Source organism: Streptomyces sp. NPDC092370 (genome assembly GCF_044755265.1).
Classification (GTDB): domain Bacteria; phylum Actinomycetota; class Actinomycetes; order Streptomycetales; family Streptomycetaceae; genus Streptomyces.
This window is the reverse complement of sequence record NZ_JBIVQO010000001.1, coordinates 726,594-747,716: the sequence shown is the minus strand read 5'-3', so window position 1 is coordinate 747,716 and position 21,123 is coordinate 726,594. Positions and strand designations below refer to the sequence as shown.

The window sequence follows — 21,123 nt, the reverse complement described above, 5'->3', positions numbered from 1 at the left end:
CTGATCATGTTTTGGAAATATCTCAGCCACGCGCGTGCGCGAAGCATTGGCCGTAGTCCACACGGGCGGGACCGATCGCGCAAGTACCCGGCCGTTCAGACCGCCGAAACGGTGACGATCCTGGCCGTGTCACCGCAACTTCAGGCACACCATCATGGGCCGAGGTGACGCACACCACACCTTTCTGCCCTGTTTGGGCGTTTGGGAATCGTCTGTGGGTACGAGACTCGAATGTATTCGCCCCACAGGTCACGAAGTCGAGGCGGAGTCGATCTCACGCTCGGGTTACCGTCCGGTAGAGATGACGATTCCCGGCCCCGAGGTGGACCATGGGGAACGGCGCACCCCCCAGCGACGACACCCAGCGACGACAGCGAAACAGCGGCCCTCGCACGGCCCTCTGACAGGTAAGGAACAGCGTGGCTTCCGCATCCGATCGCAACCCGATCATCATTGGCGGCCTTCCGAGTCAGGTTCCTGACTTCGATCCCGAAGAGACGCAGGAGTGGCTCGACTCCCTCGACGCCGCCGTCGACGAGCGCGGCCGGGAGCGCGCCCGCTACCTGATGCTGCGGCTGATCGAGCGGGCCCGCGAGAAGCGCGTGGCCGTGCCGGAGATGCGCAGCACGGACTACGTCAACACCATCCCCACCAAGAGCGAGCCGTTCTTCCCGGGCAACGAGGAGATCGAGCGCAAGGTCCTCAACGCCACCCGCTGGAACGCCGCGGTGATGGTCTCCCGGGCCCAGCGTCCCGGCATCGGCGTCGGCGGCCACATCGCCACCTTCGCCTCCTCCGCCTCGCTCTACGACGTCGGCTTCAACCACTTCTTCCGCGGCAAGGACGAGGGCGACGGCGGCGACCAGGTCTTCTTCCAGGGCCATGCCTCCCCGGGCATCTACGCCCGCGCCTTCCTGCTGGACCGGCTCAGCGAGCAGCACCTGGACGGCTTCCGCCAGGAGAAGTCGAAGGCCCCGCACGCGCTGTCGTCGTACCCGCACCCGCGGTCGATGCCGGACTTCTGGGAGTTCCCGACGGTGTCGATGGGCCTCGGCCCGATCGGTGCGATCTACCAGGCGCGCATGAACCGCTACATGGAGGCGCGCGGGATCGCCGACACCTCCAAGTCCCACGTCTGGGCGTTCCTCGGCGACGGCGAGATGGACGAGCCGGAGTCGCTGGGCCAGCTCTCCATCGCCGCCCGCGAGGGCCTGGACAACCTCACGTTCGTCGTCAACTGCAACCTCCAGCGCCTCGACGGCCCGGTGCGCGGCAACGGAAAGATCATCCAGGAGCTGGAGTCGATCTTCCGCGGTGCCGGCTGGAACGTGATCAAGCTGGTCTGGGACCGCACCTGGGACCCGCTGCTGGCCCAGGACCGCGACGGCGTGCTGGTCAACAGGATGAACACCACGCCGGACGGACAGTTCCAGACGTACGCCACGGAGACCGGCGCCTACATCCGCGACCACTTCTTCGGTGACGACCACCGGCTGCGGGCGATGGTCGAGGACATGACCGACGACCAGATCCTGCACCTGGGGCGCGGCGGCCACGACCACAAGAAGATCTTCGCGGCGTACAAGGCGGCCCTGGAGCACAAGGGCCAGCCCACGGTGATCCTGGCCAAGACGATCAAGGGCTGGACGCTGGGCCCGAACTTCGAGGGCCGCAACGCCACGCACCAGATGAAGAAGCTGACGGTCGACGACCTCAAGCGCTTCCGCGACCGCCTGCACCTGCCGATCCCGGACAAGGAGCTGGAGTCCGGCGTGCCGCCGTACTACCACCCGGGCCGGGACTCGGAGGAGATCCAGTACATGCACGACCGCCGCAAGGGTCTCGGCGGTTACGTGCCCACGCGTGTGGTCCGCTCCAAGCCGCTGGCGCTGCCCGAGGAGAAGACGTACGCGACCGTGAAGAAGGGCTCGGGCAACCAGTCCATCGCGACGACGATGGCCTTCGTCCGACTCCTGAAGGACCTCATGCGGGACAAGGAGATCGGCAAGCGGTTCGTGCTGATCGCGCCGGACGAGTACCGCACCTTCGGTATGGACTCGTTCTTCCCGAGTGCGAAGATCTACAACCCGCTCGGCCAGCAGTACGAGTCGGTCGACCGCGATCTGCTGCTCGCCTACAAGGAGGCGCCGAACGGCCAGATGCTGCACGACGGCATCTCGGAGGCCGGCTGCACGGCGTCGCTGATCGCGGCCGGCTCGGCGTACGCCACGCACGGCGAGCCGCTCATCCCGGTCTACGTCTTCTACTCGATGTTCGGTTTCCAGCGCACCGGCGACCAGTTCTGGCAGATGGCCGACCAGCTGGCGCGCGGTTTCGTCCTGGGCGCGACCGCCGGCCGTACGACCCTGACCGGTGAGGGGCTCCAGCACGCGGACGGCCACTCGCAGCTGCTGGCCTCCACCAACCCGGGCTGCGTGGCCTACGACCCGGCGTTCGGCTTCGAGATCGCGCACATCGTGAAGGACGGCCTGCGCCGGATGTACGGCTCCTCCGAGGAGCACCCGCACGGCGAGGACGTCTTCTACTACCTGACCGTCTACAACGAGCCGATCCAGCACCCCGCCGAGCCGGACGACGTCGACGTCGACGGCATCCTCAAGGGCCTCTACCGGTTCAGCGAGGGCACGGCCGGCTCGATCCCGGCGCAGATCCTGGCGTCCGGTGTCGCGCTGCCCTGGGCCGTCGAGGCGCAGAAGCTGCTGGCCGAGGACTGGAACGTCAAGGCGGACGTCTGGTCGGCGACCTCCTGGAACGAGCTGCGGCGCGAGGCCGTGAACTGCGAGGAGCACAACCTGCTGCACCCCGAGGAGGAGCAGCGGGTGCCGTACGTGACGCGCAAGCTGGCGGGCGCGCAGGGGCCGGTCGTGGCCGTCTCCGACTGGATGCGGTCGGTTCCGGACCAGATCGCGCGCTGGGTGCCCCAGACGTACCAGTCGCTCGGCGCGGACGGGTTCGGCTTCGCGGACACACGGGGCGCGGCCCGGCGGTTCTTCCACATCGACGCGCAGTCGATCGTGGTGGCGGTGCTGACCGAGCTGGCCCGTGAGGGCAAGGTCGACCGCTCCGTGCTCAAGCAGGCCATCGACCGGTACCAGCTGCTCGACGTGTCGGCGGCGGACCCGGGGGCCGCGGGCGGCGACGCGTAAGACGCGAGGTCGCACGCCCCCGGGGGGCGGCACCCCGACCGGTGCCGCCCCCGCGTTTCCTACCATGCTCCCCATGACGCTCCCGATGACAGAACAGACCGCCCTGGCCCGTTGGGAGCGGCGCACTCAAGGCCCCCTGCTGGCGCTGGCCGTGCTCTTCGCGATCGCCTATGCCTTCCCGATCGTTACTCCTGGGGCTCCGGAGGAGCTGCTCACCGCGTGCCACGTCACCAACTGGGCGGTGTGGGCCGCTTTCGCCGGCGACTATCTGGTGCGCCTGCTGCTGTCCGAGGACCGGCTGCGGTTCGTACGCGGCAATCCGCTGGCACTGCTGGCGGTGGTGCTGCCGCTGGCCCAGCCGCTGCGGCTGCTGAAACTGGTGTCGATGCTGTTCCTCGCCGGTCAGCGGGCGCGGATGGCGTCACAGGTTCGGGTCACCACGTATGTCGCGGGGTCGTGTCTGGGACTGCTCGTCTTCGGCGCGCTGGCCGTCCTGGAAGTGGAACGGGACGAGCCCGGGGCTTCCATTCAGTCGCTCGGGGACGCGATCTGGTGGGCGTTCACGACGATGACCACCGTGGGCTACGGAGACATGGCACCGACCACGGGGCTCGGGCGCATACTCGCTGTCGGGCTGATGCTGTCCGGGATCGCGCTGCTCGGTGTGGTGACGGCGAACATCGCCGCGTGGTTCATCGCGCGGTTCGAGAAGGACGACGTCGAGGAGCGGCGGCAGACCGAGGCGATACGGGAGCTGACGGAGGAGGTGCGGGCGCTGCGGGGGGAATTGGCGGCGCTCAAGGGCACCCCGGTGGAATGACGAGAGGGCCCCCGGCCGAACGGCCGGGGGCCCTTCTCACACCGTTCACCCGGGTCAGAACACGCCCACGCCCGGTGTGGCCGCTCCGGACAGCCAGATGATGGCCAGGAGCGTGTCGATGGCGCCCAGGACCAGGGCGATCACGGCCGCGGTGGGGCGGGAGCCCGACCACGCGCGGCCCATGGCGAGCCAGCCGCAGACCATCGCGGCGGGACCGAGAACGATCCCCAGCACGAAGAAGCCCGCAACGGCGCAGATGACTCCGATGAGTCCGAGTGTCGCGCGATCCGTCCCGGTCCGTGACCACGTCCGGCCACGTGAGCGGGGGTGCCCGCGCGTACCGCTTCCGAAGCTCGCCATCATCAACTCCCGTAAACCCTTAGTAGGTTGGGGTTCTTTTCGGGTACGACATGGCGAGTACCCCGCCAGCGGGCTTCAATCCCGCTGCCTGCGCGCCACCCCCCTCCGGCAGCGCGCCGCAGCGTCCGCCCTCCATGTCCTGCGGAGGACTTGACCCACTGTGACCTGCTGCGCCTGCCGAAGGGGAGGGTCAGGCGGTTCTGTTCACCCTGATAGGCGAACGAGCCGCCGGGGACCGTCAGATGTGCGCCGCGCCCGCGCCGGCCTCCGCGTTGTCACCGCGCTTGGTGAGGAACGCCACCAGTACCGCCACCACGGCGACCCCGGCCGCGACGAGCGAGGCCGCGCTCATGCCCGCGATGAAGGTGTCGTGCGCGACACCCGTGATCTTCGCGGCGATGGCGTCCGGCGTGCCCGGGGCCACCGGCGGGACGCCGACCTGGACCGCCTCGGAGGCCTGGTGCTCCTGCTCCGGGGTGAGCGGCGGGAGGCCCGCCTTCGCCCAGTTGCCGGCGAGGTCGCTGTTGACCTTGGAGGCCATCACGGCACCCAGCACGGCCGTGCCGAGGCTGCCGCCGATCTGCATGGCGGCCTGCTGGAGACCACCCGCGACCCCCGAGAGCTCCATCGGGGCGTTGCCCACGATGACTTCGGTCGCACCGACCATGACCGGCGCGAGGCCGAGGCCCAGCAGGGCGAACCAGAGCGACATGATGCCGCTGCCGGTGTCCGTCTCCAGCGTCGACATTCCGTACATGGCGATCGCGGTGAACGCCATGCCGCCCGCGAGCGGGACCCGGGGGCCGAGCTTGGTGATCATCGCGCCGGCGAGCGGCGAGCCGACGATCATCATGCCGGTGAGCGGCAGCAGGTGCAGGCCCGCGTCGATCGGGCTCATGCCGTGCACGTTCTGGAGGTAGAACGTCACGAAGAACAGACCGCCCATGAAGGCGATGGCCATCAGCACCATCAGGACCACACCGGCGGACAGCGCCACGGAGCGGAACAGCGCGAGCGGGATCAGCGGCTCCTTCACCTTCGTCTCCCAGAAGGCGAAGAGCGCGAAGCACAGCACGGAGGCGCCGAGGAAGCCGAGCGTCTTCGGGTCACCCCAGCCCCACTCGGACGGCGGGGCCTTGATGAGCGCCCACACCAGGCAGAACACGGCGGTCGACAGCAGGGCGATGCCCGGCAGGTCGAAGGAGCGAGGGGCGTTCTCGGCGCGGTGGTCGAGCAGGATCAGCACGCCGAGGACGACGGCGAGGACACCGACCGGCACGTTGATGAAGAACACCGACTGCCAGTTGACGTGCTCGACGAGCACACCGCCGAGGATCGGGCCGCCCGCGGTGGACGCGCCGATGACCATGCCCCAGATGCCGATGGCCATGTTCAGCTTCTCGGCCGGGAAGGTGGCGCGCAACAGACCGAGCGCCGCCGGCATCAGCAGCGCGCCGAACAGGCCCTGCAGGACGCGGAAGACGACGACGAAGGCGATGCTGTCGGACAGGCCGATCGCGCCCGAGGCGGCGGCGAAGCCGATGACGCCGATGAGGAAGGTCTGCCGGTGACCGAAGCGGTCGCCGAGCTTGCCCGCGGTGATCAGGGAGACCGCGAGGGCGAGGAAGTACCCGTTGGTGATCCACTGGACCTCGGCGAACGTGGCGCCGAGGTCCTTCTGTATGGCCGGGTTGGCGATGGCCACGATGGTGCCGTCGAGGGCCACCATCATGACCCCCACAGCGACGGTGATGAGGGTGAGCCAGGGGTGCCCTCGCAGCCCCTTGCCCGGCGTCGCGCCCGACGGCGACGCCGGCGTCTTGCCCCCCGACCCCGTCGTGTCGATGGTGGTCTGACTAGTCATACCGCGAGGCTAGTGACAGCCACTGACACTTGACAAACCAATTCACTAGTCGGTTGCTGACACGACATCCCCGTATAGCCTATGAACTGGGCAAACACTTCAGACGAGAGGCTTGTCTTGAACCTGCGCGAACGAAAGAAACGGCGCACCCGGGACGCACTGCTGCGGGCCGCGCTGGAGCTGTTCGCCACGCGCGGGTACGAGGAGACGACCGTCGACGACATCGCCGCCGCCGTGGACGTCTCGCAGCGCACCTTCTTCCGCTACTTCGCCGGCAAGGAGGAGACGGCGTTCTTTGTGCCGCGCCTCGCCGAGACGCTCGTCGTCGAGGCCCTGCGGACGCGCCCGCCGGACGAGGTACCGCTGGAGGCGCTGCGCCGGGCCGTGCTGGAGAGCTGGGACGCGATCAACGAGGCCATCGAGGAGCTCGTGCCGATCGAGCTCCACATGCGCGTCTACCGGGTGATCGAGTCGACACCCGCGCTGCTCGCGGCCCATCTGAGGCGGTCGGCGGGGCTGGAGGAGCAGCTCGCGTGCATCATCGCCGAGCGCGAGGGGCTCGACGTGGACGCCGACCCCCGGCCGAGGATCGTCGTGGCCCTCTTCGGCGGCGTGATCCGTGTCACCGAGCGGCTGTGGTCCGCGGGGGACGACCTCAGCCTCGACGGAATGCGCGAACTCACCACGACATACCTGGATCAGGTGGGCCCCGCGCTGGCCGGGAACTGGCGTGCGGAGCACTCCCCTTAACGCAATCACCGAAACGTGATCCCGGTCACTTGGTTAACGCGAGACCGTCTCGTTCTCCTAGTGTGTCCTTTCAGTGACTTCCTTCGACACCTCCCCGCAACTGAACGTCTGGCGCGCACTGCTCGCTCTGGCCGTCGTGTTCGTGATGCTGGCGACCACCGGCTGGACCGCGCTGCGCAACCAGCGGGGCGCCGCGCCGCTCCAGGCATCGCTCTCCGCCTGGGAGCACGGCCGGATCGGTGGGCACCGGCTGCCGAACCCGCAGTCCGAGCCGGCGAAGCTGGCCCGCTTCTTCGCCTCGCTCACCGAGCGGGACCGTTCGACCCTGATCCGCAAGTACCCGCTCGCGGTGGGCAACATGAACGGCGCGCCGGTCGAGATGCGCTACCGCGCCAACCACCTCGCGCTCGCCAAGGCACGCAAGGTCGAGCGGGAACGCATGCAGGACAAGCGCCTCACCCCCGCCGGGCAGCACGAGGCGGGGCGCAGGATGCACCGCTTCGAGGACCTCATGGAGCCGGGCCGTCACATTCTGGCCTTCGACCCGGAGGGCTCGGGCCGGGTGGCGGAGGTCTTCGGCGACCTGCGCAGGGCGGAGCGGGTCTCGGTCGTCGTCCCCGGCGTCGACACCGACCTGCTCACCTTCCAGCGCACCAGCCGGAAGTACTCGGCGCCCGTCGGCATGGCCGAGTCGCTGTACGCGGCCGAGCGCAAGGTCAGCCCCTCGACCCGTACGGCCGTCATCGCCTGGGCGGACTACAGGGCGCCCAGCGGACTCGGCATCGACTCGGCCACGGCGATGCGCGCCGAGGAGGGTGCCGTACGGCTGAACGCCCTGGTGCGGGCGCTGCCGGGCCGTTCGCCGGTCTCGCTGTTCTGCCACAGCTACGGCTCCGTGGTGTGCGGGGTCGCGGCCCCCGCGCTGCCCGGCAGGGTGTCCGACATCGCGGTGGCCGGCAGCCCCGGCATGCGCGTCGAGAAGGCCGCGCAGTTGGACACCACCGCCCGGGTGTGGGCGATGCGCGACTCCGACGACTGGATCCAGGACGTGCCCTATCTGAAGGTCGGCGGGCTGGGCCACGGCGCCGACCCGGTGTCCTCCGGGTTCGGGGCGCGGGTGCTGTCGGCGGCGGGTGCGAAGGGTCACGGGGGTTACTTCGAGCCGGGAACGGCAAGTCTGTTCAATTTCGCAGAGATCGGCGTCGGCGCATACCGCTCGGTGCACTGCGCGCACGAAGACGACGTCTGCCGTACCGGTTTGTCCGGCACGGCGGCGGTCTGACGCGCGTAGAGGCGAAGGAATTGCGGTCTGCTCGGGAGGGGGACGGAGGAGCGCGTGCCGCATACGATGAGCCGCATGGGTGACGTACTGGCCGGATTTCATGCCGCCTGGGAGTTCGAGTCCGACTCCGTGCTCATCCGCTACGAACGGGGGATTCGAACACCCAAACTCTTCCAGGCCCTCGGGGAACGCCGTGTGCCCCTGGAGGCGATCGCCGGAGTGACGCTGACGCGCGGGAAACGCGGCACGGTCGTGCTGCGCGTCGAACCGCGCCCCGGGGCGGACCCCTTGATGGAGGCGGCCGCCGGGCAGTTGAAGGAGAACGGCGATCCCTACCGGCTGGTGCTGCCCGCCGACCGGGAGGTCCTCGCGGAGTACTACGCCGACGAGCTGCGGACCCTGCTCACGGAGTCCGGGCCGTCCGAGCGGTTCCTCGTACCGCCGCCCGAGGGACCGTTGTCGTTCAAGGCGTACGACGGCAAGGCGTCCTTCGACGGGCGGACCGTGAATTTCCGGTGGTTCTGGACAGGCGCGTCCTCGGCGAAGTGGAAGGCCGGCGACCAGAGCTTCTCCGTCGGAGAGCTGAACGGGGTGGAGTGGCGCTCGCCGGAGGTGTTCGAGGGGCATCTGCGGCTGCTGCGGCGGGACGAGGCGGCGGGGTCCGCCTCACAGGCCGATCAGGACCCGGCCGCGGTGGTGTTCGGGCTGGGATACGGGCCTGTTCACGAGTCCCTCCCGTTCGCCGCCGCGGTGCTGGCGGCCGTGCGGACGTCCAGCCCGGTGGCGGCCGTGGCCGCGGCTGCGCCGCGTCGTGATCCCGCGGACATCGCCGAGCGGATCCGTCACCTCGGCGAGTTGCATCAGGCCGGATTGGTGACGGATGAGGAGTTTTCGGTCAAGAAGGCGGAGTTGCTGGCGCAGCTCTAGCCTCCGCGGGGTGCTGCGCGCCGGCGGGTGACCGGTCGCGCAGTCCTCCGCGTCCCAGGACCTCTACTCGCGGCCCGCCGAAGTGAACGTCATGTCCGCGTAGCGGTTGCCCGCCACCTGGGCGGCTATGCCGTCCAGCAGCTCCAGTTGCTCGTCGGTCAGGACGATCCTGGTCGCCGCCGTGTTCTCCTCCACCCTGCTGGGCTTGCGCGTGCCCGGAATCGGGATGACCGGGAGGTCGTGGACCGTCGCCTGCTGCTGGGTCCAGGCCAGGGCGATCTGACCGAGGGTCGCGTCGTGGGCCTTGGCCACCGAGCGGATCAGCTCCAGCAGGGTGGCGTTCGCCATGGCGTTGTCGCCCGTGAAGCGGGGCTGCTGGCGGCGGAAGTCACCGGTGCTCAGGTCCTGGTCGGCGTCGGTGAAGGAGCCGGTGAGGAAGCCGCGACCGAGGGGCGAGTACGCGACGAGGGCCACGCCCAGCTCGCGGGCGGCGGGGACGACGTGCGTCTCGATGTCGCGACTGAACAGCGACCACTCCGACTGCACGGCGGCGATGGGGTGGACGGCGTGGGCGGCACGCAGTTCGCCGGCCGTGACCTCACTCAGGCCGAGGTGCTTGACCTTGCCCTCGCGGACCAGGTCGGCCATGGTGCCGACACTCTCCTCGATCGGCACGTTCACATCGCGTCGGTGCATGTAGTAGAGGTCGATGGCCTCGACGTCCAGGCGCTTCAGGCTCGCCTCGACGGCCTGCCGGATGTAGGGCGGGTCGTTGCGGATGACACGGCGCGTCGGGTCGTCCGGCGGGATGGACAGGGCGAACTTGGTCGCGATGACGACCTCGTCGCGGTGGGCCTTGAAGAACGGCGACAGGAACCGCTCGTTCTCACCGGCGCCGTACGCGTCGGCCGTGTCGTAGAGGGTGACGCCGAGTTCGAGTGCCCGCTCCAGGGTGGCACGGGACGCGTCCGCGTCCGAGGGGCCGTAGCCGAAGCTCATGCCCATGCAGCCGAGGCCCTGGACGCTCACCTCGGGACCGTGGTCGCCGAGCTTCGCCGTCGTGATCTTGCCGTCCGTCATCGGGACCTCTCCGACGCCAGGGCGCGCCCGGCGTCCGCGTAGAAACTGATCTTCCGGTCGAGCACGGCGAGCGTGCCCCGGAGTTCGTCGATCCTGGCCAGAACGTCCTCGCGGGTCGCCTTCAGCAGCTCGAAGCGCTCGCCGTAGGTGTGGTCGCCCTCGCGCACCATTTCCGCGTACCGGACCATGTCCGCCACCGGCATGCCCGTCAGGCGGAGCTTCCCGACGAGGTCGAGCCAGTCGAGGTCGCGGTTGGTGTAGCGGCGCTGGCCGGTGTGGGAGCGGTCGATGTGCGGCATCAGGCCGATGCGCTCGTACCAGCGCAGGGTGTGGGCCGTCAGTCCCGTCAGGGCGACGACCTCGCTGATCGTGTAGCGGTCCTCGCCGTCCGGGCGCCGGTTCTGCTGCGGCGGTCCGGCGCACGTGTCGGTCCTGGTGCCCGTGGTCTCCATCACCGTCATGCCCCCAACGCTAGGACCTTGGAGTGCACTCCAAGCAAGCGCCGACGGTAAGAAATCGGCAGGACGCCTCTTGATCCGGCTGGTCAGCGTACGGACTCACGAGTGCGCGCGGGACGGGGAGTTCGCGGCGTTCGTCGTCGACCACCCCGAGCGGGAAGGGGCGACCGGGCGGCCCGCAGGGCGGGGCGGGCTTCGTGTCCGGCGTCGCCACCGGCCCGGGCACGCGGCGATGGGGGCCCCTGCCGGAGCGAAGTCGAGAGCTTGGGGGAGGTTCCGCAACGCGCCCGCACGACCGCGCTGCCGACGTGGTTCCGCGAGCGCTGCGCCCCGCGTGTGCAGCTGACCCCCTCGGCTCGGGCCGAGCGCTGTACGTCTCCCCCGGGCTGTGGCCCGAGCCAGACCCCTTGCCGGAGCTGACGCTCTGAGCGCATAGGCTCGAAAGCATGTCACTGAAGAGCCTCGCGCTGACCGAGAACTGGCCGGTTCCCACCGCTGCGGCGGGGGTCGTACGAGCGGACGGCACCGTCCTCGGCACGCACGGCCCGGCCGGGCAGCGGTTCCCCCTCGCGTCGGTGACCAAGCCGCTCGCCGCCTACGCGGTGCTCGTCGCGTACGAGGAGGGGGCCGTCGAGTTCGACGAACCGGCGGGTCCCACCGGGTCGACGGTCCGGCACCTGCTCGCGCACACCTCGGGCCTCGCCTTCGACGAGCACAAGGTCACGGCCCCGCCCGGGGAACGCCGGCTGTACTCCAACGCCGGCTTCGAGCAGCTCGGCGACCATGTGGCGAAGGCCACCGACATCCCGTTCGCCGAGTACCTGCGACAGGCCGTGCTGGAGCCGCTGGGCATGACCTCGACGACCCTGGAGGGCTCCCCGGCCAAGGACGGGGTGTCGACGGTGGAGGACCTGCTGCGGTTCGCGGCCGAGGTGCAGGCACCGCGCCTGCTGGATCCGCGTACGGTCGCCGACGCGATGACCGTGCACTTCCCCGGCACGAAGGGTGTCCTGCCGGGATACGGCCACCAGAACCCCAACGACTGGGGGCTCGGGTTCGAGATCCGCGACTCCAAGTCGCCGCACTGGACGGGGTCCTCGTCCTCGCCGCGCACGGTCGGGCATTTCGGGCAGTCGGGTACGTTCCTGTGGGTCGACCCGGACGCGGGCGCGGCCTGTGTGGCGCTGACGGACCGGGCGTTCGGCCCGTGGGCGATCGAGGCGTGGCCGGCCTTCACGGACGCGGTGCTCGCGGAGCTCTAGGGGAGGCATGGGCCTTTGCCGCTAGGCCATCTCCCAGATCAGCAGCTCCGCGGCGGTCACGCCCTCGGCCTCCAGGCCCTTGGCGTCCGTGATCCGGGCCGCGTCACCCGCGTGCAGTTCCTCACCGTCCAGGCGGACGTCCCCGTGGACGACATGCACGTACGTGTACGGCCCCTCCGGTACCGCCGTCCGCTCCCCGGGCCCGAGGCGCCGCACGTGCAGCGTCGCGCCGGCCTCCGGGAGCGCGTAGGGCGTGGAGTCCGCGATGCCGCGGACGACCTCGTAGGACGGGTCGCCGCCGGGCCGGAGCGGGGCCAGCCACATCTGGATGAAGGTCAGCGGCTCCGGGCCGTCGTTGCGCTCCACATGACGCACCCCGCCCGCCGAGCTGAGCCGCTGCACATCGCCGTGCCGTACGACCGACTCGTGCCCGGCGGAGTCACGATGGGTCAGCTCGCCCTCCACCACCCACGTCACGATCTCGGTGTGGCTGTGGGGGTGTTCGTCGAACCCGGCGCCGGGCGCCAGCCGCTCCTCGTTGCACGCGAGCACCGCGCCGAAGCGGAGGTTGTCCGGGTCGTAGTGGGGGCCGAAGGAGAAGGCGTGCCACGACTCGATTCCGGCCGCAGGGTCGCCGCCCCGGTAGCGCTCGCCCGCGCGCCGCATGTCCATCACGAGGTCCACGGTAGACCCGGCAGCCCACCTTCCCGTCCGGATAAGGCAGTCTTGTCCCCGTGCCCGAACCCGAAACCAGCAAGAACGAAGCCGCAGCCCACGACGTCCATCCGCATGCCGCGACGCTGAAGCGGCTGGAGAATTCGTCCGGATCGCTCGCCGCGCAGGCCATCGCGCGGATGGACGAGACGCTGCCCTGGTACCGGGCCATGCCCCCGGAGAACCGTTCCTGGATCGGTCTGGTCGCACAGGCGGGCATCGCCGCGTTCACCGAGTGGTTCCGGCGTCCGGACGCCCCGCAGGCCATCTCCACCGACGTGTTCGGCACCGCGCCGCGTGAGCTGACCCGGGCGATCACACTGCGCCAGACGGTGGAGATGGTGCGCACCACCATCGAGGTCATGGAGAGCGCGATCGACGAGGTCGCGGCCCCCGGCGACGAGAGGGTGCTGCGCGAGGCGCTGCTCGTCTACGCCCGCGAGATCGCCTTCGCCACGGCCCAGGTGTACGCGCAGGCCGCCGAGGCACGCGGCGCGTGGGACGCCCGGCTGGAGTCCCTGGTCGTGAACGCCGTGCTCAGCGGCGAGGCCGACGAGGGGGCCGTGTCGCGGGCCGCCGCCCTCGGGTGGAACTCCCCCGAGCACGTGTGCGTGGTGCTCGGCACGGCGCCCGACGGAGACAGCGAGCTGACCGTCGAGGCCATACGGCGCGCCGCCCGGCACGCCAAACTCCAGGTGCTCACCGGGGTGCTCGGTGACCGGCTGGTCGTCATCGCGGGCGGCAGCGACAACCCGCTGGCCGTCGCCAAGTCACTCATCGGCCCCTTCGCGGCCGGGCCGGTCGTCGCGGGCCCGGTGGTGCCGGACCTGCTGGCCGCGACCCGGTCCGCGCAGGCCGCCGCGGCCGGGCTGAAGGCGTGTTCGGCCTGGCAGGACGCCCCGCGCCCGGTCCTGGCGGACGACCTGCTGCCCGAGCGGGCGATGGCCGGGGACCCCTCGGCCCGTGAGCAACTGGTGGAGGAGATCTACAGACCACTGGAGGAGGCCGGGGCCGCGCTCCTGGAGACCCTCAGCGTCTATCTCGAACAGGCGAGCAGTCTGGAGGGCGCCGCACGGATGCTGTTCGTCCATCCCAACACCGTCCGCTACCGGCTTCGACGTGTGACTGACGTCACCGGCTGGTCACCCTCCGATGTACGCTCTGCGTTCACACTGCGGATCGCACTGATCCTGGGGCGTCTGGTCGATGGAGATCTCCAGCCCTAAGGTTTTGTCGGAGCTCGACAAAACCCCCTCGTGTTCTTCGTCCTTGTCCCCACGGGCGGCCGTGCCCGTACCCAAGAGAGAGTGTGAGAGTGCTCGTACTCGTCGCTCCCGGCCAGGGCGCTCAGACGCCCGGCTTCCTGACCGAATGGCTCGACATCCCCGGTGTTCGCGGTGCCCTCGAGGCCTGGTCGGACGCCGCGGGACTCGACCTGATCCGTTACGGCACCGAGGCGGACGCGGAGGAGATCCGCGACACCGCGGTGGCGCAGCCGCTGCTGGTGGCGGCCGGCCTGGTGTCCGCGTCCCTGCTCTTCGAGGACCCGGCCGACCTCCCGCGCAAGGTCGGCGCCATCGCGGGGCACAGCGTCGGCGAGTTCACCGCCGCTTCGCTCGCCGGGGTGCTGCCCCACGAGGAGGCGCTCCGCCTCGTCCGCGTCCGCGGGCTCGGCATGGCAGAGGCCGCCGCCGTGACCGAGACGGGCATGGCCGCTCTCCTCGGCGGCGACCCGGACGTGACGGTTCCGCATCTGACGAAGCTGGGTCTGACCCCCGCCAACATGAACGGCGCGGGCCAGATCGTCGCGGCCGGCACCAAGGAGCAGCTCGCCGCGCTGGAGGCGGACAAGCCCGAGGGCGTGCGTAAGGTCGTCGCGCTGAAGGTCGCCGGCGCGTTCCACACGCACCACATGGCCCCCGCGGTCCACACGCTGGCCAAGGCCGCCGAAGCCCTGACGCCCGGTGACCCGAAGCTCACCTACCTCTCCAACGCGGACGGGCAGGCCGTCTCCGGCGGCGCCGAGGTGCTGGAACGTCTGGTCGGCCAGGTCGCCAACCCCGTCCGCTGGGACCTGTGCATGGAGACCTTCAAGGAGCTCGGCGTCACCGCCCTGATCGAGGTGTGCCCCGGCGGCACCCTCACCGGTCTCGCCAAGCGGGCCCTGCCCGGGGTGAAGACGCTGGCCCTGAAGTCCCCCGCCGACCTCGACGCCGCCCGCGCACTCATCGCCGAGCAGCGTGCCTGAGAAGGAGCCCGAGAGCATGGCGAAGATCAAGCCCAGCAAGGGCGCCCCGTACGCGCGCATCCTCGGTGTCGGCGGCTACCGCCCGACCCGGGTCGTGCCGAACGAGGTGATCCTCGAGACGATCGACTCGTCCGACGAGTGGATCCGCTCGCGCTCCGGCATCGAGACGCGGCACTGGGCCTCCGACGAGGAGACCGTCGCCGCGATGTCGCTGGAGGCGTCCGGCAAGGCCGTCGCCGACGCGGGCATCTCCGCCGATCAGATCGGCGCCGTGATCGTCTCGACCGTCTCGCACTTCAAGCAGACCCCGGCCGTCGCCACCGAGATCGCCGACAAGCTGGGCACCGCCAGGGCCGCCGCGTTCGACATCTCGGCGGGTTGCGCGGGCTTCGGGTACGGTCTCACGCTCGCCAAGGGCATGATCGTCGAGGGCTCGGCCGAGTACGTCCTGGTGATCGGTGTCGAGCGGCTGAGCGACCTGACGGACCTGGAGGACCGCGCGACGGCCTTCCTGTTCGGGGACGGCGCCGGCGCGGTCGTGGTCGGCCCGGCCCAGGAGCCCGCGATCGGCCCCACCGTGTGGGGCTCCGAGGGCGACAAGTCCGAGACCATCAAGCAGACCGTGCCGTGGACGGACTACCGTGACGGGACGGTGGAGAAGTTCCCCGCGATCACCCAGGAAGGCCAGGCGGTGTTCCGCTGGGCCGTGTTCGAGATGGCGAAGGTCGCCAAGGAGGCGCTGGACGCCGCCGGCATCACCGCGGAGGACCTGGACGTCTTCATCCCGCACCAGGCCAACGAGCGGATCATCGACTCGATGGTGAAGACGCTGAAACTGCCGGAGCACGTCACGGTCGCGCGTGACGTCCGCACCACCGGCAACACCTCGGCCGCCTCGATCCCGCTCGCGATGGAGCGGCTCCTGGCGACCGGAGAGGCGAAGAGCGGCGACACCGCGCTCGTCATCGGCTTCGGGGCGGGTCTCGTGTACGCCGCGACTGTCGTTACCCTCCCCTAGGCACTCCGTGCCGGATCATGCGATCCGGCACGGGATGAAACACCTGCCACACCCTCTGGATATCTACGAAGGAGCGCCAACATGGCCGCCACTCAGGAAGAGATCGTCGCCGGTCTCGCCGAGATCGTGAACGAGATCGCCGGCATCCCGGTTGAGGACGTCCAGCTGGACAAGTCCTTCACCGACGACCTGGACGTCGACTCGCTGTCCATGGTCGAGGTCGTCGTCGCCGCCGAAGAGCGTTTCGACGTCAAGATCCCCGACGAGGACGTCAAGAACCTCAAGACCGTCGGTGACGCGACCGACTACATCCTCAAGCACCAGGCCTGATCAGCCGATCAGACCGACTGGCTGACTGCCCCGCCACCCGGCGGTGGCGCCGCTTATCCTCGGATCCGTTGGAGAAAGAATTCCCGTGAGCTCGACCAATCGCACCGTGGTCGTCACCGGTATCGGCGCAACCACACCGCTGGGTGGCGACGCAGCCTCTACCTGGGAGGGTCTGATCGCCGGCAAGTCCGGTGTCAAGCCCCTGGAGCAGGAGTGGGCCGCCGACCAGGCGGTCCGCATCGCGGCCCCGGTCGCCGTGGAGCCGACCGAGGTCATCCCGCGGCCGCAGGCCCGCCGACTGGACCGCTCGGCGCAGTTCGCGCTGGTGGCGGCCAAGGAGGCCTGGGCCGACGCCGGCTTCGAAGCCAAGGCCGGCGAGGACCCCACCATCGACCCCGACCGGCTGGGCGCGGTCATCGCCTCCGGCATCGGCGGCGTGACGACGCTGCTCGACCAGTACGACGTGCTGAAGGAGAAGGGCGTCCGCCGCGTCTCCCCGCACACCGTGCCCATGCTGATGCCCAACAGCCCCTCGGCCAACGTGGGACTGGCCGTGGGCGCCCGGGCGGGCGTGCACACGCCGGTCTCCGCCTGCGCCTCGGGCGCCGAGGCCATCGGCTACGCCATCGAGATGATCCGCACCGGCCGCGCCGACGTCGTCGTCGCGGGTGGCACGGAGGCGGCGATCCACCCGCTGCCCATCGCCGCGTTCGGCAACATGATGGCGATGTCCAAGAACAACGACGACCCGCAGGGCGCGTCGCGTCCCTACGACACCGCCCGTGACGGCTTCGTCCTCGGTGAGGGCGCCGGTGTCGTCGTCCTCGAGTCCGCCGAGCACGCCGCCAAGCGCGGTGCCCGGGTGTACGCCGAGGCGGTCGGGCAGGGCATCTCCGCCGACGCGCACGACATCGTGCAGCCGGAGCCGGAAGGGCGGGGCATCTCGCACGCCCTGCAGAACCTGCTGGAGCGCCATGACCTGGACCCGGCGGAGATCGTGCACGTCAACGCGCACGCGACGTCCACGCCGGCCGGTGACATCGCCGAGCTCAAGGCGCTGCGGAAGGTGTTCGGCGACGACGCCGACCACTTCGCGGTGTCCGCGACGAAGTCGATGACCGGGCATCTGCTGGGCGGTGCCGGTGGAGTCGAGACGGTGGCGACCGTGCTCGCGCTGTACCACCGGATGGCCCCGCCGACCATCAACGTCGAGAACCTGGACCCGGAGGCCGAGGCGAACGCCGACGTCGTCCGCGGTGAGGCTCGCAAGCTGCCGGTCGAAGGCCGTATCGCCGCGCTGAACGACTCGTTCGGCTTCGGCGGGCACAACGTGGTGCTGGCGTTCCGGACGATCTGAGCAGCGTTTCCGCACGCGTGAGGGGGCCCCACCCGAGTGGTGGGGGCCCCTCACGTGTTGCGTCTCAGACCACCTGGTGGAGCCAGCGCACCGGTGCGCCCTCGCCCGCGTAGCGGAAGGGCTCCAGCTCGTCGTCCCAGGGCTTGCCGAGGAGTTTGCTCAGTTCGGCTTCCAGATCGGTCTCGCCGCGCTGGCTGCGCAGCAGCGCCGCGCGCAGGCGGTCCTCGGGGATGAGGATGTCGCCGTGGATGCCGGTGACGGCGTGGTAGATGCCCAGGTCGGGGGTGCAGCTGTAGCGCTCGCCCTCGGCCGAGGGGCAGGGTTCCGCCGTGACCTCGAAGCGGAGCAGGTGCCAGCCGCGGAGCGCCGAGGCCAGCTTGGACGCCGTACCCGCCTGACCCTGCCAGGAGAACTCCGAGCGCCAGGTGCCCGGTGCGGCCGGCTGGCGGATCCAGTCCAGGCTGACGCGTGTGCCGAGCACCCCGGCGACGGCCCACTCGACGTGCGGGCACAGCGCGCGCGGCGCGGAGTGCACGTACAGAACTCCACGTGTCGTCACCGGAACCTCCGGGCAGAGCGGGACATGGTGCAAACGGGCGGAACGGCTGCGACCGGGCGGGTCACGTTGAGGGCGAGGCTACCGTGCGGGGGCGCAAGGAGGGTGACGTACGGTCGGTCCAGGTGCCGGGAAACGCCCGCCATTCACCCAGGGGGACGCTTGTACGGGTGTGAGCCGTTGCACCTGATCGGCCGGGAACCCTCGTGCGTTGTGATGGGTTGGGGAGACAGGCACGGCGTGGCGAGGGGATGGACCGGATATGCGGAAGCGAGGCCGTCGCACTCGGGGCGTTCTGGCCGTGGTCGCGGCGGCCCTGCTGGGTGCCGCCGGGTGTGATGCCGTGGGCGGTGACGCCGCGGCCCCGTCCGAGACGGCGAAGCCGTCGCCGAAGCCGACGCCGCTGTGGGACCGCAGTCCGAACTCCGTGGCCGCCGTCGGTGACTCCATCACGCGGGGGTTCGACGCCTGTGACGTGCTGTCGGACTGTCCGGAGGCGTCCTGGGCGACCGGGGCGAGTCCCGAGGTCGACTCGCTCGCGGTGCGGCTGCTGGGGCGGAGCGGGGCCGCCCGGCGGAGCTGGAACTACGCCGTGACCGGGGCGCGGATGGCCGATCTGCCCGGCCAGATGGCGCAGGCGGTGCGGCGGAAACCTCAACTGGTGACGGTGATGGTCGGGGCGAACGACGCTTGCCGGTCCACGCCCTCGGCGATGACCCCGGTCTCCGCCTTCCGCGCCGACTTCGAGGACTCCCTGCGCAGCCTGCGCGAGGCGCTGCCCAAGGCTCAGGTGTTCGTGGCGAGCGTGCCCAACCTGAAGCGGCTGTGGTCCGAGGGCCGCGCCAGCCCGATGGGCAAGCAGGTGTGGAAGCTGGGCATCTGCCCGTCGATGCTGGGCGAGCCGGACGCCCTGGACTCGGCGGCGACCCTGCGGCGGGACACGGTGCACAAGCGGGTGGAGGACTACAACAAGGTCCTCAGGGAGGTCTGCGCCGAGGACAAGCGGTGCCGCCACGACGGGGGCGCGGTGTACGACTACCGCTTCGGCACCGCCCAGTTGAGCCGTTGGGACTACTTCCATCCGAGCGTGAACGGACAGGCCCGGCTGGCGGAGATCGCGTACCGCACGATCACCGCGAAGAATCCCTGACCCAGGCCCTGTCCTAGAGTTCCGCACATGAACGAACTCTTCGGGACACTTTCCGACGGGACCCCGGTGCACCGCTGGACCCTGGAGCGGGCGGGCGTGCGGGTGCGGGTCCTGTCGTACGGCGGGATCGTGCAGTCCGTGGAGGTGCCGGACCGGGAGGGCCGGGCCGGCGATGTGGTGCTGGGGTTCCCGGACCTCGACGGATATCTCGCCCACCCGGAGCCTTACCTCGGCGCCCTCGTCGGACGCTACGCCAACCGGATCGCCGGCGGCCGGTTCGCCCTGGACGGGCGGACGTACGCGCTGGAACCGAACAACGGGCCGAACTCGCTGCACGGTGGGGTGTGCGGCTTCGACAAGCGGGTGTGGCGGGCGGAACCCGTCGCGCACGGCGTGCGGCTGACGCGGGTCAGCCCGCACGGCGAGGAGGGGTTCCCGGGGCGGCTGGAGGTCTCGGCGACGTACACGCTCGACGGGGGCGGGGCGCTGCGGATCGCGTACGAGGCGGTGACGGACGCGCCGACCGTGGTGAACCTGACCAACCACAGCTACTTCAACCTGTCCGGTTCCGGTGACGCGGGCGGCCACGAGCTGCGGCTGGCCGCCTCCCGGTACACGCCCGTCGACGCGGACCTGATCCCGGCCGGCGAGCCGGACGACGTGACCGGCACGCGTTTCGACTTCCGCGAGGCCCGCAAGACCGGCTCCGGCTACGACCACAACTTCGTGCTCGACAAGGGTGTGACGGACGCTCCGGTGGCGGTGGCCGAGCTGCACGACCCGGCGTCCGGGCGGGTGCTGACGGTGGCGACCACCGAGCCCGGCCTCCAGCTGTACACCGCCGACCACCTGGGCGAGCCCTTCGCGCCCGGCGACGGCATCGCGCTGGAGACCCAGCACTTCCCCGACTCGCCGAACCGGCCGGGCTTCCCCACCACCGTGCTGCGGCCGGGCGCGGTGTACCGCTCGGAGACGGTGTACGGGTTCGGCACCCGCTGAGGTGCCGGGCGACCGACCGCGAGCCCCGGTCCGGAGGTCAGGTCCCGGACCGGGGCTGCTCGGTGGGGAACGTGTCCCGGATCAGACGTTAATCGTCGAGGTGATCCTGCGGTCGGCGAACGGGCGTCCGACGTCGATCTCGTACGAACCCTTCACGAACGACCACGATCCGGTCGCCTCGTCCCAGATCTCGAAGGCGCGGCGCGGCAGTTCGACGACGGCCTCGGCGCTGTCGCCCGGTGCGGCCTCGACAGCCGCGAAACCGGCCGGCCAGCGGGCCGTGCGGGCGGCGTCGGGGTCACCCGGGGCGAGGTAGAGCTGGACGACCTCGCGGCCCGGACGGTCGCCGGTGTTGCGGAAGCGGACCTTCGCGGCGGTCGTCTCGGCGGTCTCCTCGCGCGCGGTGAAGGTACCGGTCAGTTCGGCGCTGTGCAGGGTGTCGGGAGTGACGCCGCCGGGGAGGTCGGCGTCCCTCCACTGGATGTGGCCGCTGGGGGCCGAACGGGTGAGGACGGTGCCTTCGGTGTCGCGGCAGACGGCACGCAGCACGAAGCCCTGGTCGGCGGCGGGCAGTTCGGTGTGGGGGTCGGCGCCGGCCCGATAGGTGAGGGTGCCGTCGGCGGGCGGCGGTGACGCCGTCGAGCGGGGAGACGACCCGGGCGGGGACGACGTGGCGGAGCCGCCGCCGAGCACGCGGGCGTCGCGGGCGGCGGCGCCGATCAACGCGACCCGGCCGGGCCGGGGTGCCGTCGGCGGGCGGCGGTGACGCCGTCGAGCGGGG

General features: G+C 70.5%; 19 protein-coding genes and 1 pseudogene. 13 read left to right on the top strand and 7 right to left on the bottom strand.

Annotated elements, in window-relative coordinates; all coding sequences use genetic code 11:
- Nucleotides 1–419 precede the first annotated feature (419 nt).
- Together aceE and ACIQHQ_RS03285 are read left to right on the top strand one after the other, a co-directional pair.
- Nucleotides 420–3,167: a pyruvate dehydrogenase (acetyl-transferring), homodimeric type gene (aceE, locus tag ACIQHQ_RS03290; RefSeq protein ID WP_402609564.1), complete on the top strand. Its 2,748-nt coding sequence runs from the start codon at nucleotides 420–422 to the stop codon at nucleotides 3,165–3,167.
- An 85-nt stretch (nucleotides 3,168–3,252) separates the two neighbouring features.
- Nucleotides 3,253–3,987: a potassium channel family protein gene (locus tag ACIQHQ_RS03285; RefSeq protein ID WP_402610613.1), complete on the top strand. Its 735-nt coding sequence runs from the start codon at nucleotides 3,253–3,255 to the stop codon at nucleotides 3,985–3,987.
- 54 nt (nucleotides 3,988–4,041) lie between these two features.
- On the opposite strand, the gene ACIQHQ_RS03280 is transcribed toward ACIQHQ_RS03285, so the two are convergent.
- Together ACIQHQ_RS03280 and ACIQHQ_RS03275 are read right to left on the bottom strand one after the other, a co-directional pair.
- Nucleotides 4,042–4,350 (bottom strand): small hydrophobic protein, encoded by a 309-nt coding sequence (locus tag ACIQHQ_RS03280; protein ID WP_402609562.1) that lies wholly within the window; start codon nucleotides 4,348–4,350, stop codon nucleotides 4,042–4,044.
- Between the two features lie 235 nt (nucleotides 4,351–4,585).
- Complete coding sequence (locus tag ACIQHQ_RS03275) at nucleotides 4,586–6,211, bottom strand: MFS transporter (protein WP_402609560.1); 1,626 nt, start codon at nucleotides 6,209–6,211, stop codon at nucleotides 4,586–4,588.
- Nucleotides 6,212–6,292: 81 nt separating this feature from the next.
- Between ACIQHQ_RS03275 and ACIQHQ_RS03270 the strand changes: the two genes are divergently transcribed.
- From ACIQHQ_RS03270 to ACIQHQ_RS03260, 3 genes are all read left to right on the top strand, one after another.
- Entirely contained in the window at nucleotides 6,293–6,961 is a 669-nt protein-coding gene (locus ACIQHQ_RS03270; protein ID WP_402609558.1) for a TetR family transcriptional regulator, read from the top strand.
- Nucleotides 6,962–7,034: 73 nt separating this feature from the next.
- Nucleotides 7,035–8,243 (top strand): alpha/beta hydrolase, encoded by a 1,209-nt coding sequence (locus ACIQHQ_RS03265; RefSeq protein ID WP_402609556.1) that lies wholly within the window; start codon nucleotides 7,035–7,037, stop codon nucleotides 8,241–8,243.
- Nucleotides 8,244–8,309: 66 nt separating this feature from the next.
- Nucleotides 8,310–9,170: a DUF4429 domain-containing protein gene (locus ACIQHQ_RS03260; RefSeq protein ID WP_402610612.1), complete on the top strand. Its 861-nt coding sequence runs from the start codon at nucleotides 8,310–8,312 to the stop codon at nucleotides 9,168–9,170.
- Between the two features lie 63 nt (nucleotides 9,171–9,233).
- On the opposite strand, the gene ACIQHQ_RS03255 is transcribed toward ACIQHQ_RS03260, so the two are convergent.
- A complete protein-coding gene (locus ACIQHQ_RS03255; RefSeq protein ID WP_402609554.1) occupies nucleotides 9,234–10,250 on the bottom strand; it encodes an aldo/keto reductase in 1,017 nt (338 codons plus the stop codon).
- Nucleotides 10,247–10,711: a MerR family transcriptional regulator gene (locus ACIQHQ_RS03250; protein ID WP_402609552.1), complete on the bottom strand. Its 465-nt coding sequence runs from the start codon at nucleotides 10,709–10,711 to the stop codon at nucleotides 10,247–10,249. Before ACIQHQ_RS03250 ends, ACIQHQ_RS03255 begins: the two co-directional genes overlap by 4 nt.
- 443 nt (nucleotides 10,712–11,154) lie before the next feature.
- Between ACIQHQ_RS03250 and ACIQHQ_RS03245 the strand changes: the two genes are divergently transcribed.
- Entirely contained in the window at nucleotides 11,155–11,970 is an 816-nt protein-coding gene (locus tag ACIQHQ_RS03245) for a serine hydrolase domain-containing protein (RefSeq protein ID WP_402609550.1), read from the top strand.
- A 21-nt stretch (nucleotides 11,971–11,991) separates the two neighbouring features.
- On the opposite strand, the gene ACIQHQ_RS03240 is transcribed toward ACIQHQ_RS03245, so the two are convergent.
- Complete coding sequence (locus ACIQHQ_RS03240; protein WP_402609548.1) at nucleotides 11,992–12,645, bottom strand: pirin family protein; 654 nt, start codon at nucleotides 12,643–12,645, stop codon at nucleotides 11,992–11,994.
- A gap of 59 nt (nucleotides 12,646–12,704) precedes the next feature.
- Between ACIQHQ_RS03240 and fasR the strand changes: the two genes are divergently transcribed.
- The 5 genes from fasR (at nucleotide 12,705) to fabF (ending at nucleotide 17,637) form a co-directional block, all read left to right on the top strand.
- Nucleotides 12,705–13,910, top strand: coding sequence for a fatty acid biosynthesis transcriptional regulator FasR (gene fasR, locus ACIQHQ_RS03235; protein WP_402609546.1), 1,206 nt, complete (start codon nucleotides 12,705–12,707; stop codon nucleotides 13,908–13,910).
- An 89-nt stretch (nucleotides 13,911–13,999) separates the two neighbouring features.
- Nucleotides 14,000–14,932 carry an ACP S-malonyltransferase gene (locus ACIQHQ_RS03230; protein ID WP_402609544.1) on the top strand — a complete coding sequence of 311 codons (933 nt, stop codon included), beginning with the start codon at nucleotides 14,000–14,002 and terminating at the stop codon, nucleotides 14,930–14,932.
- Between the two features lie 16 nt (nucleotides 14,933–14,948).
- Nucleotides 14,949–15,950, top strand: a complete 1,002-nt coding sequence (locus ACIQHQ_RS03225; protein ID WP_402609542.1) for a ketoacyl-ACP synthase III — start codon at nucleotides 14,949–14,951, stop codon at nucleotides 15,948–15,950.
- An 81-nt stretch (nucleotides 15,951–16,031) separates the two neighbouring features.
- Nucleotides 16,032–16,280: an acyl carrier protein gene (locus tag ACIQHQ_RS03220; RefSeq protein ID WP_030341284.1), complete on the top strand. Its 249-nt coding sequence runs from the start codon at nucleotides 16,032–16,034 to the stop codon at nucleotides 16,278–16,280.
- 85 nt (nucleotides 16,281–16,365) lie between these two features.
- A complete protein-coding gene (fabF, locus tag ACIQHQ_RS03215) occupies nucleotides 16,366–17,637 on the top strand; it encodes a beta-ketoacyl-ACP synthase II (RefSeq protein ID WP_402609540.1) in 1,272 nt (423 codons plus the stop codon).
- A 64-nt stretch (nucleotides 17,638–17,701) separates the two neighbouring features.
- Here fabF and ACIQHQ_RS03210 read toward each other — a convergent pair whose 3' ends face one another.
- Nucleotides 17,702–18,196 (bottom strand): DUF3145 domain-containing protein, encoded by a 495-nt coding sequence (locus ACIQHQ_RS03210; protein WP_402609538.1) that lies wholly within the window; start codon nucleotides 18,194–18,196, stop codon nucleotides 17,702–17,704.
- A gap of 259 nt (nucleotides 18,197–18,455) precedes the next feature.
- Here ACIQHQ_RS03210 and ACIQHQ_RS03205 point away from each other — a divergent pair, with 259 nt between their 5' ends.
- Nucleotides 18,456–19,343: an SGNH/GDSL hydrolase family protein gene (locus ACIQHQ_RS03205; RefSeq protein WP_402609536.1), complete on the top strand. Its 888-nt coding sequence runs from the start codon at nucleotides 18,456–18,458 to the stop codon at nucleotides 19,341–19,343.
- Between the two features lie 27 nt (nucleotides 19,344–19,370).
- The gene (locus tag ACIQHQ_RS03200) at nucleotides 19,371–20,342 is read left to right on the top strand and encodes an aldose epimerase family protein (protein WP_402609534.1); all 972 of its coding nucleotides are present in this window, start codon (nucleotides 19,371–19,373) and stop codon (nucleotides 20,340–20,342) included.
- An 81-nt stretch (nucleotides 20,343–20,423) separates the two neighbouring features.
- Here ACIQHQ_RS03200 and ACIQHQ_RS03195 read toward each other — a convergent pair.
- Nucleotides 20,424–21,123: pseudogene (locus ACIQHQ_RS03195) on the bottom strand (fibronectin type III-like domain-contianing protein); the annotation flags it as partial.

Excerpts from the sequence above, each read along its gene's own strand:
- ACIQHQ_RS03280 (WP_402609562.1), bottom strand. The coding sequence starts at position 4,350 with ATGATGGCGAGCTTCGGAAGCGGTACGCGCGGGCACCCCCGCTCACGT.
- ACIQHQ_RS03260 (WP_402610612.1), top strand. The coding sequence starts at position 8,310 with ATGAGCCGCATGGGTGACGTACTGGCCGGATTTCATGCCGCCTGGGAG.
- ACIQHQ_RS03205 (WP_402609536.1), top strand. The coding sequence starts at position 18,456 with ATGCGGAAGCGAGGCCGTCGCACTCGGGGCGTTCTGGCCGTGGTCGCG.
- ACIQHQ_RS03255 (WP_402609554.1), bottom strand. The coding sequence starts at position 10,250 with ATGACGGACGGCAAGATCACGACGGCGAAGCTCGGCGACCACGGTCCC.
- ACIQHQ_RS03200 (WP_402609534.1), top strand. The coding sequence starts at position 19,371 with ATGAACGAACTCTTCGGGACACTTTCCGACGGGACCCCGGTGCACCGC.
- ACIQHQ_RS03220 (WP_030341284.1), top strand. The coding sequence starts at position 16,032 with ATGGCCGCCACTCAGGAAGAGATCGTCGCCGGTCTCGCCGAGATCGTG.
- ACIQHQ_RS03250 (WP_402609552.1), bottom strand. The coding sequence starts at position 10,711 with ATGACGGTGATGGAGACCACGGGCACCAGGACCGACACGTGCGCCGGA.
- ACIQHQ_RS03285 (WP_402610613.1), top strand. The coding sequence starts at position 3,253 with ATGACAGAACAGACCGCCCTGGCCCGTTGGGAGCGGCGCACTCAAGGC.
- ACIQHQ_RS03275 (WP_402609560.1), bottom strand. The coding sequence starts at position 6,211 with ATGACTAGTCAGACCACCATCGACACGACGGGGTCGGGGGGCAAGACG.
- ACIQHQ_RS03270 (WP_402609558.1), top strand. The coding sequence starts at position 6,293 with ATGAACTGGGCAAACACTTCAGACGAGAGGCTTGTCTTGAACCTGCGC.
- ACIQHQ_RS03245 (WP_402609550.1), top strand. The coding sequence starts at position 11,155 with ATGTCACTGAAGAGCCTCGCGCTGACCGAGAACTGGCCGGTTCCCACC.
- ACIQHQ_RS03225 (WP_402609542.1), top strand. The coding sequence starts at position 14,949 with ATGGCGAAGATCAAGCCCAGCAAGGGCGCCCCGTACGCGCGCATCCTC.